Origin of the sequence: Allobosea sp. AK1, assembly GCF_006714945.1 — a bacterium.
In the GTDB taxonomy this organism is placed as follows: Bacteria; Pseudomonadota; Alphaproteobacteria; order Rhizobiales; family Beijerinckiaceae; genus Allobosea; species Allobosea robiniae.
The window spans coordinates 2,517,916-2,531,624 of sequence record NZ_VFMG01000001.1; the positions used below are offsets into that span (position 1 = coordinate 2,517,916).

General features: G+C 66.5%; 12 protein-coding genes. 7 read left to right on the plus strand and 5 right to left on the minus strand.

Going from position 1 to position 13,709, the window contains the following annotated elements; genetic code table 11:
* Window positions 1–351: 351 nt before the first annotated feature.
* Both FHT98_RS12475 and FHT98_RS12480 read left to right on the plus strand, forming a co-directional pair.
* Window positions 352–1,068, plus strand: coding sequence for a response regulator (locus tag FHT98_RS12475; protein WP_142115747.1), 717 nt, complete (start codon window positions 352–354; stop codon window positions 1,066–1,068).
* Entirely contained in the window at window positions 1,065–2,420 is a 1,356-nt protein-coding gene (locus tag FHT98_RS12480) for a sensor histidine kinase (protein ID WP_142114213.1), read from the plus strand. Before FHT98_RS12475 ends, FHT98_RS12480 begins: the two co-directional genes overlap by 4 nt.
* A gap of 313 nt (window positions 2,421–2,733) precedes the next feature.
* Here FHT98_RS12480 and FHT98_RS12485 read toward each other — a convergent pair whose 3' ends face one another.
* The 5 genes from FHT98_RS12485 to FHT98_RS12505 all read right to left on the minus strand — a co-directional run bounded on the left by FHT98_RS12485 (window position 2,734) and on the right by FHT98_RS12505 (window position 7,136).
* On the minus strand, window positions 2,734–3,501 hold the full coding sequence (locus FHT98_RS12485; RefSeq protein ID WP_061968592.1) for an anti-sigma factor family protein: 768 nt from the start codon (window positions 3,499–3,501) through the stop codon (window positions 2,734–2,736).
* Complete coding sequence (locus FHT98_RS12490; protein WP_142114214.1) at window positions 3,498–4,013, minus strand: RNA polymerase sigma factor; 516 nt, start codon at window positions 4,011–4,013, stop codon at window positions 3,498–3,500. Before FHT98_RS12490 ends, FHT98_RS12485 begins: the two co-directional genes overlap by 4 nt.
* Window position 4,014: 1 nt before the next feature.
* Window positions 4,015–4,455, minus strand: a complete 441-nt coding sequence (locus FHT98_RS12495) for a DUF305 domain-containing protein (protein ID WP_142114215.1) — start codon at window positions 4,453–4,455, stop codon at window positions 4,015–4,017.
* 12 nt (window positions 4,456–4,467) lie between these two features.
* Window positions 4,468–5,853: a YncE family protein gene (locus FHT98_RS12500; RefSeq protein ID WP_142114216.1), complete on the minus strand. Its 1,386-nt coding sequence runs from the start codon at window positions 5,851–5,853 to the stop codon at window positions 4,468–4,470.
* A gap of 395 nt (window positions 5,854–6,248) precedes the next feature.
* Window positions 6,249–7,136 (minus strand): LysR family transcriptional regulator, encoded by an 888-nt coding sequence (locus FHT98_RS12505; protein WP_142114217.1) that lies wholly within the window; start codon window positions 7,134–7,136, stop codon window positions 6,249–6,251.
* Window positions 7,137–7,278: 142 nt separating this feature from the next.
* On the opposite strand from FHT98_RS12505, the gene FHT98_RS12510 reads away from it, so the two are divergent.
* From FHT98_RS12510 to FHT98_RS12530, 5 genes are read left to right on the plus strand one after another with little or no spacing between them, the layout of a single operon-like run.
* Window positions 7,279–8,652: an acyclic terpene utilization AtuA family protein gene (locus tag FHT98_RS12510; protein WP_142114218.1), complete on the plus strand. Its 1,374-nt coding sequence runs from the start codon at window positions 7,279–7,281 to the stop codon at window positions 8,650–8,652.
* On the plus strand, window positions 8,649–9,029 hold the full coding sequence (locus tag FHT98_RS12515; protein ID WP_142114219.1) for an AtuA-related protein: 381 nt from the start codon (window positions 8,649–8,651) through the stop codon (window positions 9,027–9,029). The genes FHT98_RS12510 and FHT98_RS12515 overlap by 4 nt, the downstream gene beginning before the upstream one ends.
* Window positions 9,026–10,429 (plus strand): dipeptidase, encoded by a 1,404-nt coding sequence (locus FHT98_RS12520; protein ID WP_142114220.1) that lies wholly within the window; start codon window positions 9,026–9,028, stop codon window positions 10,427–10,429. The genes FHT98_RS12515 and FHT98_RS12520 overlap by 4 nt, the downstream gene beginning before the upstream one ends.
* 22 nt (window positions 10,430–10,451) lie before the next feature.
* Window positions 10,452–12,050, plus strand: coding sequence for a gamma-glutamyltransferase (gene ggt, locus FHT98_RS12525; protein ID WP_185745275.1), 1,599 nt, complete (start codon window positions 10,452–10,454; stop codon window positions 12,048–12,050).
* Between the two features lie 43 nt (window positions 12,051–12,093).
* Complete coding sequence (locus tag FHT98_RS12530; RefSeq protein WP_142114222.1) at window positions 12,094–13,671, plus strand: ABC transporter substrate-binding protein; 1,578 nt, start codon at window positions 12,094–12,096, stop codon at window positions 13,669–13,671.
* Window positions 13,672–13,709 lie beyond the last annotated feature (38 nt).

Consider the following 13,709-nt stretch of genomic DNA (forward strand, 5'->3'; position numbering starts at 1 on the left):
GGCGAGGTTCCTTGTCAGCCGATGCGAGGAGGCCGATATGGTTGCGTCCGCCCACCTCAGCGGCGCGCATCGGCGTGATCGATGGCCCGGGCAAGCCGCCGTGCGATGGCGACGCCGACGAAGGTCAGTGTGGCGGCGCCGGCTGTGAGCATGAGGAAGTGCGTCATGTCCGTGTCTCCTGTGATCGACGAGGGCTGGTCGTCGGCCGATGCGAGGAAACTGGCGTGGCTACGTCAGCAGCGTTTGAACGGCGCGCATCGTTTTGTCGGATCGCGTCAACCGTCTGTAACGAAATGTAAAAGCCGGCCGGCGGTGCTTGCCATCGCGCTGCGTATCCTGAAGAACGTCGCCATGATCACGAATGCTGCCACGATCCTGATCGTCGAGGATGATCCCGATATCCGCCAGCTCGTCGCGGAACTGATGCGCCAGGAAGGATACGTGGTGGATGAGGCCGAGGACGCTCCGGCCATGGACGCCATCCTCGCCAGAAGTCGGCCCGATCTCATCATTCTCGACCTGATGCTGCCGGGCGAGGATGGCCTCTCGATCTGCCGACGCATCCGGGCCCGTGACGGGGTCCCGATCCTGATGCTGACGGCCAAGAGCGAGGAGATCGACCGCGTCGTCGGGCTCGAGATGGGAGCCGACGATTACCTGCCCAAGCCGTTCGGGCCGCGCGAGTTGCTGGCCCGGGTGCGTGCCGTATTGCGGCGCGGCTCTGCCGGCCCGGCTGCGCCGCCGACGCGCCGCTTCGGCTTCGAAGGCTTTGTCATCGATCTTGACGCGCGCCAGCTCACGGATGGCGGTGGCAGCATGCTGATATTGACCAGCGCGGAGTTCGATCTGCTCGCCTGCTTCGTACAGCGGCCGCGCCGGGTGCTGACCCGCGACCAGCTGCTGGATGGGATGCGCGGGCGGACGGCCGACCCGTTCGACCGGACCGTCGACATGCTGGTCTCGCGCCTGAGACGCAAGCTCGACGCCGCCAGCCCTGGCTTGAGCCTGATCAGCACGGTGCGCAATCGCGGCTACCTCTTCACAGCTCCGGTGCGGACCCTGCCATGACGCCGCGCTTCAGCATCGCGACCCGCATCACGCTGATCGTCTTCAGCGCCGTGCTGGCGGTGTGGATCGTGTCACTGGGCTTCTACTACCGCTCGCAGGATGGCGAGCGCGAGGGCATGCCGCCCGCACCTTCCCAGGTCGCGGCGATGGCGGACCTGCTCGAGCGCCTCTCTGGCCGGGAGCGCGAGCTCGCGCTCGCCGCCTTCGGCAGCGAGTACCTCGGTGTAAGGCTGGAGACGGCCGATATTCCGTCCGCACCGAACGAGAATCCGCCGGCGCGCGCCGCGATGCGGGAGGCCTACGGCGCCGCGCTCGGCGGCCGACCGGTGACCATCGTCTCGCCGGTGGTCGAGCGGCCGCGCAGCCTCCTCTCCCTGTTGATGCCCGGTGTCACCGGCCCGCCGACGCTGCGGATTACCCTCTCCACCGGGGAAACCTTGGTGATCGCCAGCCGCAGCCCGGTGCTGGTGACGAGTTTCGGCTTGCCTGTCGGCTTCGCAGCAGGGCTCGTCGGCACGCTGATCGCGCTCGTCGCGCTGTTGGTCATGCATCGCGCAACGCGCCCGCTGATGCGTCTGGCTGTGGCCTTCGATGCCATGGACCTCTCCGGCGACCCGCTGCCTCTGCCCGCCTCGCGGACACACCCGCCCGAGATCCAGGCCCTGATCAATGCCTATAACCGGCTTCAGGCCCGGCTTTCGCAGCTCCTGCGGGCCCGGATGGCCCTGCTCGGCGGCATCTCGCATGATGTGCGCACATTCGCAACGCGGCTGCGGCTGCGCGCCGACCATATTCCCGAGGGGGTCCATCGCGAGCGTGCCATTGCCGATATCGCGGCCATGATTCTGCTGCTCGACGATGCGTTGCTGGCGAGTCGCACCGGGGCAGGCGAACTCGCGCAGGAGATGGTGGAACTCGCCGAACTTCTGCGCCTGGAGGTCGATGATCGTCGGGGCGCCGGCATGCCCGTCGATTTACGCCTGAGCGGGGCGGCACGCGGCGCGACAGTGCTCGGCGACCGGCTCGCGCTGCGCCGCATCGCCGCCAATCTGATCGACAACGCGATCGCCTATGGACATGCCGCTCACCTCGTCCTGCACGCCGACGAGCCGCTGTTGACGCTGACCGTCGACGACGAAGGCACGGGCGTGGCGCCTGAATTGCGCGACCTCCTGTTCGAGCCGTTCGTCCGGGCCGAGAACTCGCGTAGCCGACGCACCGGTGGCGCCGGCTTGGGGCTGGCCATTGCACGCAGCCTCGTCGAAGGCCATGGCGGGACGATTGCGGTGGACGATGCGCCTGATGGCGGCGCGCGCTTCACGGTGAAGTTGCCGCGATTTGCGGCGGTATGAGCCTGTGCGAGACACGATGAAGGCTCCCGAACTCAGCCGCCTGGCTCTGATGTCGTCGATCATGACCATGGTCGGTATCTGGACGATGCCGACGCCCACCAGTGCGGCATGGCACAACGCGACGAGTCCCAAGCCGCAGCTGGTTGTATTTGAACTGAGGGAGCTCACGATCGAGTACGCGAGACCAAATGGAAGAGCAGGCCGTTCGGTCGCTCGCGAAACGCGGCGCCATCGCCTGTGCGATGAGGTAGCGAGAGCCCTGGAGACGCGGCAATATGCGACCCACGGAAGGTTGCCATGGCTCAGCACCGCTTCATGAGGTGTTGCTCAACTGCTCGGCTGCCCGTTTGACGAAGGTGGAGCCGGGAGCGCCGAGCACCGCGTAGCCGAGCGCGCCTGTGAACCAGAAATAGGCAACGAGATCGCCGTCACGGCGCGAAGCCAGCGCCGCCTTGCGAGGGCTGGCGAGGGTCTTCACATAGAGCGCGACCTGCCCGCCGCTGGGCTCGTCATAAACGAACATGCCGCCCGGCCCCTCGTCGCTCGCGAGCAGGCGCCCACCGCGAAACGTCAGGTCGAGCTCCGAGAGATCGGGGATGGCGACGTCCTGCCGGAGATGATGGGATATCATCCGTTTCAACGCGACGGTCTGGGCCGCCGGGACCTCGACCGCGTCGCCGGCGCCCCCGGAGAAGGCACGGAAGGCGACGACCGCATCGGTCATCTGGGGCCGTGCCGTCGGTGTTTCCGCTTCCTGTCGGGGGAGGGCCATGCCGAGCACGGCGCCAAGGGCGAAGATACAGATGCCGGCCGCTATCCGCCGATGGAACGCCAAGCTTCCTGCCGCGCGTCGGCGCCTGACCTCGCTCAGCCGTAAGGAGGCCGGAATCGGCTCGGTAGAGCGGCGCTGCGTTGCAGCCCGCAGCGCCTGGGCATCCGCCCGGAACTGCTCGACGCGGCTCCACAGGGCAGGCTCCGATGCGAGGAAGGTTTCGACCTCCCGCTGGCGGGCCGGCGCGAGCCTTCCGTCGATGAAGGCCTGGATATCGTCGTCGCCGATCGGGCGCGAGCCTTGCGTCATTTCAGCCTCCGTAGCGGAGTCACATTGCTGCCTTCGAGCTCGGAGCGCAGACGTTCGCGCGCACGGCTCAGGCGCGACATCACAGTTCCGATCGGCACTTCGGTCACCCTGGCTACTTCTTCGTAGGTCATGTCCTCCATCGCCACTAGTTCGAGCGCGATGCGCTGATCCTGCGGCAACCGCGCCAGGGCCGCGAGCGTATCGCCGAGGTGCAAAGCCTGCGTCGGATCGCCGGTCGGGTCGGGATGGTCGGCACAGTCATCGTCGGTGAAGCGGGCGAGGTCGCGCTGGCGACCGCGCCCGCTGGTGCGGTGGAGATTGAACAGGATCTGGAACAGCCAAGCTCGGATGCTCTCCGGCCTCCGTAGCTGCCTCCAGCGCGAGAGCGCCTGCAGCAGCGTGTCCTGAACCAGCTCGTCGGCATCGTCGGGATTGCGCGCCAGCGAGCGCGCGAACCGCCGTAGTGCCGGGATCTGGGCCTCGATATCGAGGTCGGACACGCAGCCGAACATGTCACGGTCCCCGGTTGCCGCTCAGCGAGGGATAGTCGTCGTCGCCACGACGCAAGGCTTCGAGGCGGCCGCGCATACCCTGCATCTCGGTCTGCTGGCCGGCGAGGATGGCCTCGGCGATCTCGCGGACGATCGGGTCACGTCCGTCGCGCAATACCAGCCTTGCCATCTCGACCGCTCCCCAGTGATGGGGGACCATCATGGCGAGGAAGTCGATGTCGGGGTCTCCGGACGGCGGGTCGGCGTGCATGTCCCGCATCATCTTCTCCATGCCGACATGCATGTCGCTGAGATAGGTATCATAGCCTTTCGGCGCCGCGGCGGCCGCAGCCGTGGTTTTGTCAGGCGAAGGCGGCATCGCCCCGCCATGATTGGAATGATCGTGCACCGGCACGGCTCCTCCGACGACCCGGGCCAACATGGTGTCCAGAGTAAATCTCATCTTGCGCTCCCGTCACGCTGTCTCGCTGCGCGCGCCGGGACGCACATAGACCAGGTTGATCGACTTCTTGTTGCGCAGCTTGCCGGATGGCAGGTCGAGCGTGCCGAGCGGAATCTGCTTGATGAAGCGCGGCTGCAGCGGGTCGCTGATATCGAACGCGCTGCAGACGGTCTGCCCGGCATGGGGCGAGCCGGGCAGCTCGTCGAGCTCATGGGCGACATAGAGCTTCGTCTTGGAGGGATCGGTCCAGATCCCGTGCGACTCGCGACCGTGGCTGAAGAAATGGCCGACGACGCGCCGCTTTCCGGCTGGCGCCGAGCGGTCGATGATCGCGATCCGGCTCGATGTCCGGCCTTCCGGGCCGTCATCGTCGACCCGCGCGAAGGTGGCGTAGGCGACGCTGCCGCGCGCGTTCTTGACGAACTCGACATGGTTGGGCCGGGCCTTTTCGCCCAGCGGCACGTGGTCGAGCAGCCGATGCTCCCCGCGGGCTTCGTAAACCGAAAGGCAATCCGCCAGCTTCTGGGAAACCCAGAACTCGTGGCCGTCCGGCGTGATCTTGACGAACGGCGCGAAGCCGAAACGGTCCTGTGCGGAGGTGTCGATCGTCATCTTGCGCTCGGTCGTCGAGAAGCCCTGCGCGTCGTATTTGACGTTGTAGACCTCGATGCGAGGCTGCTTCTGCGAGATCAGGAAGGCGGTCTCGCCGCCAGCCGAGAACCAGACCATGGCCGGGCCGGGCAGGACGGGCATGAACCGGCGGATCGCTGCGCCTCGAGGGAGCTCGCCGGCGGATTCGGCGACGGCACGCTGAACGTCGATCACCGCGATTTTGCTCTCGCCGCGCAGCGCGACCCAGACTTCCTTGCCGTTGCGGGTGAAGGTCGGCTCATGCGGCTCGCGCCCGACCAGGATGCCGGAGGTCAGGATGTCCGGCGATGTCGTCGCGCCGGCCTGCGGGTTCGGCTGATTGCCGATGACCTTGAGCTTGGTCGTGTCGACGAGATAGAGATTACTCGTGCCGCGGCCGGCCGTCGCGAACATGCTGGAATCGGGCGAAGGCACGCAGCCATGGATCGAGATCGCCCCGTGATAGAGCGGCTTCTGGACCATCTCGCCATGGGTGGGAGTGACGTTGCCCGTCACGAAGCGGAAAGGAGGGCGCGAATCCTCGTCGAAACTGGTCAGGTTGACCGTCGGCAGGAGCTCGTCCGTCACCGGATCGATCACGCTTAACGTGTTGGAATCTTCGTTGGTCAGGAAGACCCGGTCGCCTGCGCGTGGCCCCGTTTCCGTGGATCGGTTCTGCGCACTGGCGATCGCCGGTGTCAACGCGACGGACACGGCTCCCTGAAGCACTGCGCGACGGCTCGGCTCGAACGGATAACTGCTGGACATGCCCTGCTCCTGGTTGAGCAGATGAGATGCGCGGCGGCGTCAATTATTCCGCTAGCCAGACCGACCTCACGCTTCCGTGACCACGACAGTCGTCCCCCCCCTGTGGAGCGCTTCGCGTGCAGCTTTCCTTGCTGATCGTGGACCAACTCGGTGGCGCGACGTCTCCGCTTTGAAGTCCGCTTTCGGTCGGAGGGCCAATGCGCACCGTTGACGCGATCCGACGCTCAATCGGATCCACGGTGAGCGTCGGCTCTCCACCCAACCGAGGTCTTCGAGCCAACTAAGAGGCTCTTAGCTGCGTTGCGCCAAGAGCGGACCTTGGGGTAGTGCCCAGCAGCAGGCATTCACGCCGCACAAACTGAAGAGCAAAGCTTGCGCAAGCTCGCCCGTTCAAACTAAGCGCGTCTGGCGCGCAAGGCGGCGACGAACTTGATCGCACTGGCCGAGAGGGGCCGGTCTTTCAACCACGTCATGCCGATGCTGCGCTCGATGGTCGGCGCGATCAGCGGGATCACGGTCAATTCATCGGCATTGAACATGGCGAACGTCATCGTTGGGAGCGCGGTTATACCAAGCCCGGCGGCTGCGAGCGCAGCAGCGCAAGAAATCTGATCGACCTCGTAAGCCGGCGCGGTCTGCAGATTGGCGTGGATGAAACCGGCATCGGTCAGGCGCCGGACGGAGGAGGACGTGGACATGGCGATAAATTCGAAAGCCGCCAGTTCGCTCCAGCCGACTCTGTCTCGCCCGGACAAGGGATGATGGCGCGACACCACCAACTTGAGCTGATCGCTCGCGATCTCCTCGAAGACGAAGCCACCCTGCCACGCCGGTTGGCCGGCGATGACAAGATCGACGCTGCCGTCTTCGAGCATCGCCATTGCTCGATCCTGCAGGGCGTCGCGGACCGAAACCGCGATGCCCGGATAACATTTGCGAAAGCTGCGTAACGCGGGCGGCAGCAAGGTACAGACCGCTGATGGCAAAGCGGCGATAGACAAGCGGCCATGGACACCATCACCACGACGCGCAATCGCCTCGAAGGTGCCGGCCAGGCTTCGCATCGCTTCCCGAGCGCTGGCCACGACATGGTGACCTTCATAGGTCAAGGCCAGTTGCCGCGTCGTCCGGTCGACCAACTTGCAGCCCAGCTCGCCCTCGACGCGCCTCAAGGTTTCACTAACGGAAGGCTGGGAGACGCCGAGCTTCTCCGCGGCGGCGGTGAGGCTCAACGTATCGCCGATGGCGACGAGGATTTCGAGCTGGCGGAGGGTAAGATTCATCGTGGCGCCGAGGCGGGAGAAGTCCGCAATTCATAAACTAAGACTATGTATAAATTAATAGCCATTATTTGACATTTTGCCATACGGACGTTTTCTGCCTCGATCGCGTGGGACAAGGCGCAGTCGGGACGCTAACGCAGTGGTGGCACAGCAGGTTTGGATCGGAGCGGCGGCCGGTTTCGCAGGCGATCGTCCCGACTCTTCGGGTCCATTGATCGAGGCGCTTGCGCGTCACGACGGACCGCGCTTTCTGATTTTCGAGACCCTGGCGGAGCGCACGCTCGCGCTCGCGCAGCTCGACCGCCTTGCCGATCCGGCGCGCGGCGAGGTTCCGGCTTTGAAGCGCCTGCTCTGGCCGGCTCTGGCGCCCTGCGCAGCGGCGGGTATCAAGATCATCGGCAATTTCGGCGGGGCCAATCCTTTCGGCGCGGCCGCAAAGATCCAGGCTTGGGCTACTGAACTCGGCTGTGCCGATCTGAAGATTGCGATCGTCTCGGGCGACGACATGCGTGACACCTTCGCACCGGCCGATTTCGCCCGCATGGAGATCGATGGCGCCCTGTTAAGCAGTGAACCTGCGATCATTTCGGCGAATGCCTATCTGGGCGCGGATGCGATCGCCGAGGCGTTGGATCGGGGCGCTGATGTCGTCGTGACTGGGCGCGTCGCCGATCCCGCCCTCGTGCTCGGCCCGCTCAAATACAGCTTCGGCTGGGCGGATGACGATTGGGACAGGCTCGCGGCCGGTATCCTCGCGGGTCATCTCCTCGAATGCGGATCGCAGGTGACGGGCGGCTATTTCGCCGATCCCGGCGTCAAGGACGTGCCGGGGATGGATGTGCTGGGCTATCCGATCGCGGAGGTCGATCCGGATGGCATGTTCACGATCACCAAGCCGGCCGGGACGGGCGGATTGGTCGACCGCCGGACTGTCACCGAGCAGATTCTCTACGAAATCCACGATCCGGCCGCCTATCTGACGCCGGATGCGATCCTCGATCTCACGCAGGTCGAGCTGACGGAGGTCGGGCCCGATCGCATCCGCGTGACAGGCGCAAGTGGCCGTGCCCGGCCCGAGACCTTGAAGGCGACGGTCTGTTTCGACGGTGGGTTGCTGGCCGAAGCCGAGATCTCCTATGCCGGACCGAACGCGAAATCCCGCGCCGCGCTCGCCATCGAAACGGTGACGAAGCGCCTGGCCTTCCTTCATCCGTCCTTGCATGTCCGCGCGGATGTGATCGGGATCGTCAGCGTCTTCGGCGATACGTCCGGCTCGCTGCTGAGTGCCGGGATTCCGGGTGTCCGCGACGGGGATCTGCGCGTCCGGTTCGCGGCCGAGACGGCCGATCGCGCCGCGGCGGAATGCCTGCTCGACGAGGTCGAGGCCTTGTATTGCGCCGGCCCCGCCGGCGGCGGCGGCGTCCGCAAGCGCCTGACCCCGCGGCTGAGCAGCGCGTCCTGCCTGGTCGATCGCAAGCGCGTCACCCCGCAGATCTCGCTTCTGGAGACGGCATGACCTGCGCGGTTTCTCTCTACGAGCTCGCCCATGCCCGCTCCGGCGACAAGGGCAACCGGCTCAATATCGCGGTTGTCTGCCGCGAGCCGCGGTTCTTCGAGCCGCTGCGCGAGCGGTTGACGGAGACGTTCGTCGCGGCCGTGTTCCGTGATCGCAAGCCCACCGCCGTCAGGCGCTACGAGCTGCCAAAGCTCCACGCCTTCAACTTCGTCCTCGATGACGTGCTGGATGGCGGCGTCAACGGCAGCCTCGGGCTGGACGGCCACGGCAAGACGCTCTCGTTCCTGCTGCTCTCGGCCGAGATCGAGATGCCGGCGGGGCTGCTGTCTCTGACCGAAGAGCCTGCTCCCGAACTCATGAGCGGAGGCTCGAGATGAGCGCCGAATCCGTCGTCGACTACCTGCAGCGCCGCCATGACGACGTGATGGCGCGGCTCGACGCCTTCCTCAGGCTGCCGAGCGTCAGCACCGACCCCGCCTATGCGCAAGGCATGGCCGACACGCGCGCTTTTCTGCTGGATTGGCTGAAAGGCATCGGCTTGACCGACGTCCAGCTTCTCGATGGCGGCGGGCAGCCGGCCGTCTATGGCGCCTGGCTCGGCGCGCCGGGTGCGCCGACCATCATCGTCTACGGCCATTACGACGTGCAGCCGCCGGACCCGCTGGCGCTCTGGCAATCGCCGCCCTTCGAGCCGACGATCCGTGACGGGCGCCTTTATGCGCGCGGCGCCTCGGATGTGAAGGGCTCGACCACGATCGCGATCGAGACGGTGGCGGCCTTTCTCGCCGTCGAGGGCCGCTGCCCGGTCAATATCAAGCTCTTCATTGAGGGCGAGGAGGAAACCGGCAGTCCGAGCCTGCACGAGATCGTCCGCCGCTATGGCGACCTGCTCAAGGCCGATGCGATGATCTCGGCCGATGGCGGTCGGGCGAGCCCGACCGTGCCCACGATCAATGTCGGCGCGCGCGGGCTGACCAAGCTCGAGCTCGTCGTGCGCACTGCCGACAAGGAGCTGCATTCCGGCCGCTATGGCGGCTCGGTCCGCAATGCCCTGCATGAGCTCGCGGCGATCGTCGCCTCCCTCCACGACGCGGAAGGCGCCATCGCCGTTCCCGCCCTGATGGATGCCGTCCGCCCGCTCTCCGAGCGCGACCGTCGCGATACGGCGGCCTTGCCCTTCGACGAGGCCGCCTTCGTCGCGGATGTCGGTGGCATCGCCGCCGGCGAGCCCGGCTACAGCATCCGCGAGCGCTTGACGCTGCGCCCCGCGATCGACGTGAACGGCCTATGGGGTGGCTATACCGGCGCCGGCTCCAAGACCGTGATCCCGGACGAGGCGCGCGCCAAGATCACCATCCGCCTCGCGCCGGGACAGGACCCCGACCAGGCCGGCGCGGCACTGAAGGAGCATATCCTCGCGGCGGCAGGGCCGGGCGTTAAGGTCGGCTTCGAGGCGATCGGCGGCGGTTCGCCCGCGTCCACGCTGGCGGCGGAACATCCGCTGGTCCAGGCGGCGACGACCGTGTTGCGCCGGACCTCCGGGCAGGAGCCCGTCCATGTCCGGCTCGGCGCGACGGTGCCGATCACTGCGATCTTCAAGGAGACGATGGGCCTGGACACGCTGATGTTCGGCTTCAACCTGCCGGACGAGGACGTCCACGCGCCCAACGAGTTCTTCCATGTTCCTTCGGTCGCGCTCGGGCTCCGGGCCTGGCCGATGCTGCTGCAGGAACTGGCGCGATACGCCCCTGCCGCATTCCATCAGCAAGCCGGTTGAGGGGAGCGTTGCCGTGGCCGGAATGATCGTCGCCGCACAGCCTGAAGCCGTCGAGGCCGGAGCCCTGGTTCTTCGCCGGGGCGGCAATGCCGTCGACGCCGCGATCGCCTGCGCCTTCGTCCAGAGCGTGGTCGATCCGCAGATGACCGGCATCGCCGGCTACGGCTCGATGCAGGTCTACATGCCGCGGCGCGGCGTGCATGAGGTCCTGGAATTCTATGCGCGCAGCCCGCGCGCCACGCGCGCCGACATGTGGGCCGACAAGGTGCTGGGCGAGGCGCCGGACGGCTTTTCCTTCATCGTCGAGGGGCAGGTCAACGAGATCGGCTATCAGTCGATCGGTTCGCCCGGCAATCTGAAGGGCTATACGACGGCCCTGTCCGACTACGGTACGATGGATCTCGCCGACATCATGGCGCCGGCCATCGCCTATGCGCGCGACGGCTTCATGATCCGCCCCTACATGCACTATTTCATGGCGCTCGATCCATCGGCCATGGGCCGGGTGCCGAACGAGAAATTGCTGCGCTTCAGCGCGACCGGGCGCGACGTCTATTTCCGGGCGGATGGCAGCATGAAGCGGCCGGGCGACATCGTCGCCAATCCAGACCTTGCCCGCACGCTCGAACGCATCGCCGTCGCCGGCCCCGACATCTTCTATCGCGGCGAGATCGCCGAGCAGATCGCCGCCGACATGCAAGCCCATGGCGGCCTGCTCTCCTATGACGATCTCGCGCAATACGAATTGCGGCGCTCCGCGCCTGTCTGGGGTCGCTACCGGGATCACCGGATCGCCAGCGTCCAGCCCCCCGGCGGCGGCGTCTCGCTGATCCAGCTCCTGCATGTGCTGGAAGGCTTCGATATCGGCGCCCTCGAGCATAACGGCACGGAGCACCTGCGCATCCTCACCGAGGCGCTGAAGCGCGTCACCATCGACAAGGACACCCATATCGGCGACCCCGAATTCGTCGAGGTGCCGGTCGATCGGCTGTTGTCGAAGGACTATGCGGCGACGCTCGCCGACAGCATCCGGCGCGGGGAGAGAGCCTCGCTGGAGCGCATGAAGCTCAAGCAGGAGCCGAAGGACACCACGCAGGTCTGCGTCGTCGATCAGGACGGCAACGCCGTCACCCTTACGCACACGCTGAACATCCCGAGCGGCGTCATCACCGACGGGCTCGGCTTCATGTATAACGGCCTGATGAGCGCCTTCGACCCACGGCCCGGCCGGCCGGGATCGCTGGCGCCGAACAAGGGCCGCACCAGCTCGCAGATGCCGAGCATCGTCTTCCGGGACGATCGGCCCTTCATCGTCATCGGCGCCCCCGGCGGCACGGCGATCCTGCCGGCCATGGCGCAGGGCATCAGCAACGTCGTCGATTTCGGCATGCCGATCTTCGACGCCGTGGCTGCGCCGCGCATCAGCGTGACCGGCAACGCGATCGACGTCTCCAACCGCATCCCGCGCTATGTCACCGCCGAACTGGAGCGCGACGGCTACCGGGTCGCCCGCTCCTATCAGGGCTTCGCCTTCGCGGCCCTGCACGCGGTGCTGAACCGGGACGGGCGCCTGTCGGCGGGAGCCGATCCGCAGCGCGACGGGATGTGGCTGCGCGGCTGAAGCCGCAGCCGAGAGATTTCCAGAAAAGGAAGGGAACGAACCGATGAAACAACTCATGCGAGGACTGCTCGTTGCCGGTGCCGTCATGGCCGGCGCAGGCACGGGCGCGGTTCAGGCCGAGCCGCTGCGGATCGCGATCGGCGGGGCCTTCACCTCGATGGACCCGCATTTCTACAACGCGACGCCCAACCACTCCGTCGCGATGCATATCTTCGACCGTCTTGTCGATCGCGCACCGGATGTCAGCCTGAAGCCGGGCCTTGCGCTGAGCTGGAAGACCATCTCCGACACGGTCTGGGAGTTCAAATTGCGGCCGGGCGTGACCTGGCATGACGGCAAGCCGTTCACCGCCGACGACGTCGCCTTCACCTATGAGCGTGCCCGCAACGTGCCGAACAGCCCCGGCGGCTTCGGCGGCTTCCTGCGGGCGGTGAAGAAGGTCGAGGTGGTCGATCCGCTGACCTTGCGCATCGACACCGGCGAACCGGCTCCGAACCTGCCGCGCGAACTCGCCTTCGTTCCGATCATCTCGCGCCATGTCGGCGAGAAGGCGACGACCGAGGACTACAACACCGGAAAGGCCGTGATCGGCACCGGCCCCTACAAGTTCGTCAGCTACACCCCCGGCGATCGCGTCGAGCTCACGCGCAACGATGCCTGGTGGGGGCCGAAGCAGGCCTGGGACAAGGTCACGCTGCGGATGATCACCAATGCCGGTGCACGCGTCGCCTCCGTCCTGTCGGGCGATGTCGACGTGATCGACACTCCGCCGGCCGGCGACCTGGAAAAACTGAAGACCGATCAGCGCGTCGCCATCGCGACGACCGAAGGCCTGCGCGTCATCTATCTCGCCGTGAACTCGCAGGAACCGGTCGCCGCGACGGTGACCGCCAATGACGGCAAGCCGCTGCCGAAGAACCCGCTGCTGGATCTCAAGGTCAAGCAGGCGCTCTCCATCGCGATCAATCGCGAGGGGCTGGCCGACCGCATCATGCAGAAGACGGCCCGCCCGACCGGCCAGTGGCTGCCGCCGGGCACCTATTCCTATGCCAAGAGCGTGGCGGTTCCGCCCTACGACCCGAACAAGGCCAAGGCGCTGCTGGCCGAGGCCGGTTTCCCCGAAGGCTTCAAGCTGACGCTGTTCTCGCCCAATGACCGCTATCCCAACGATGCCGCGACGGCGCAGGCGATCGCGCAGATGTGGACCCGCATCGGCGTGAAGACCGCTGTCGAGACGCTGCCCTGGAGCAGCTATGTCGGCCGTGGCGGCAAGCAGGAATTCGGTGTCGGTCTCTGGGGCTGGGGCAGCCCGACCGGCGAGGCCGGCTATCTGCTGTCGAACGTGGTCGCCACCAACACGCCGGCGCGCGGCCTCGGCGTCTTCAATTACGGCCGCTACAGCGACCCGGCGCTCGACAAGCAGATCGTCGAGGCTCTCGCGACGATCGACGACGCCAAGCGCGAGAAGCTCTTCGTCGCCGCGACCGAGACCTTCGCCCGCACCCTGCCGATCATCCCGCTCTACATCCTCGACAACGCCTGGGTGACCCGCAAGGGGATCAGCATCGACGCCCGCCGCGACGAGCGCACGCTCGCGATGGATGCGCGTCCCGCAAAGTGAGTATCGCCGGCGGGCTCTCCGGAGCCCGCCGCTGACAG

Bases quoted from the DNA above. Each gene is read 5' to 3' on its own strand.
- FHT98_RS12530 (WP_142114222.1), top strand. From the start codon at position 12,094: ATGAAACAACTCATGCGAGGACTGCTCGTTGCCGGTGCCGTCATGGCC.
- FHT98_RS12480 (WP_142114213.1), top strand. From the start codon at position 1,065: ATGACGCCGCGCTTCAGCATCGCGACCCGCATCACGCTGATCGTCTTC.
- FHT98_RS12505 (WP_142114217.1), bottom strand. From the start codon at position 7,136: ATGAATCTTACCCTCCGCCAGCTCGAAATCCTCGTCGCCATCGGCGAT.
- FHT98_RS12500 (WP_142114216.1), bottom strand. From the start codon at position 5,853: ATGTCCAGCAGTTATCCGTTCGAGCCGAGCCGTCGCGCAGTGCTTCAG.
- FHT98_RS12520 (WP_142114220.1), top strand. From the start codon at position 9,026: ATGAGCGCCGAATCCGTCGTCGACTACCTGCAGCGCCGCCATGACGAC.
- FHT98_RS12515 (WP_142114219.1), top strand. From the start codon at position 8,649: ATGACCTGCGCGGTTTCTCTCTACGAGCTCGCCCATGCCCGCTCCGGC.
- FHT98_RS12490 (WP_142114214.1), bottom strand. From the start codon at position 4,013: ATGTTCGGCTGCGTGTCCGACCTCGATATCGAGGCCCAGATCCCGGCA.
- FHT98_RS12485 (WP_061968592.1), bottom strand. From the start codon at position 3,501: ATGACGCAAGGCTCGCGCCCGATCGGCGACGACGATATCCAGGCCTTC.
- FHT98_RS12475 (WP_142115747.1), top strand. From the start codon at position 352: ATGATCACGAATGCTGCCACGATCCTGATCGTCGAGGATGATCCCGAT.
- ggt (WP_185745275.1), top strand. From the start codon at position 10,452: ATGATCGTCGCCGCACAGCCTGAAGCCGTCGAGGCCGGAGCCCTGGTT.
- FHT98_RS12495 (WP_142114215.1), bottom strand. From the start codon at position 4,455: ATGAGATTTACTCTGGACACCATGTTGGCCCGGGTCGTCGGAGGAGCC.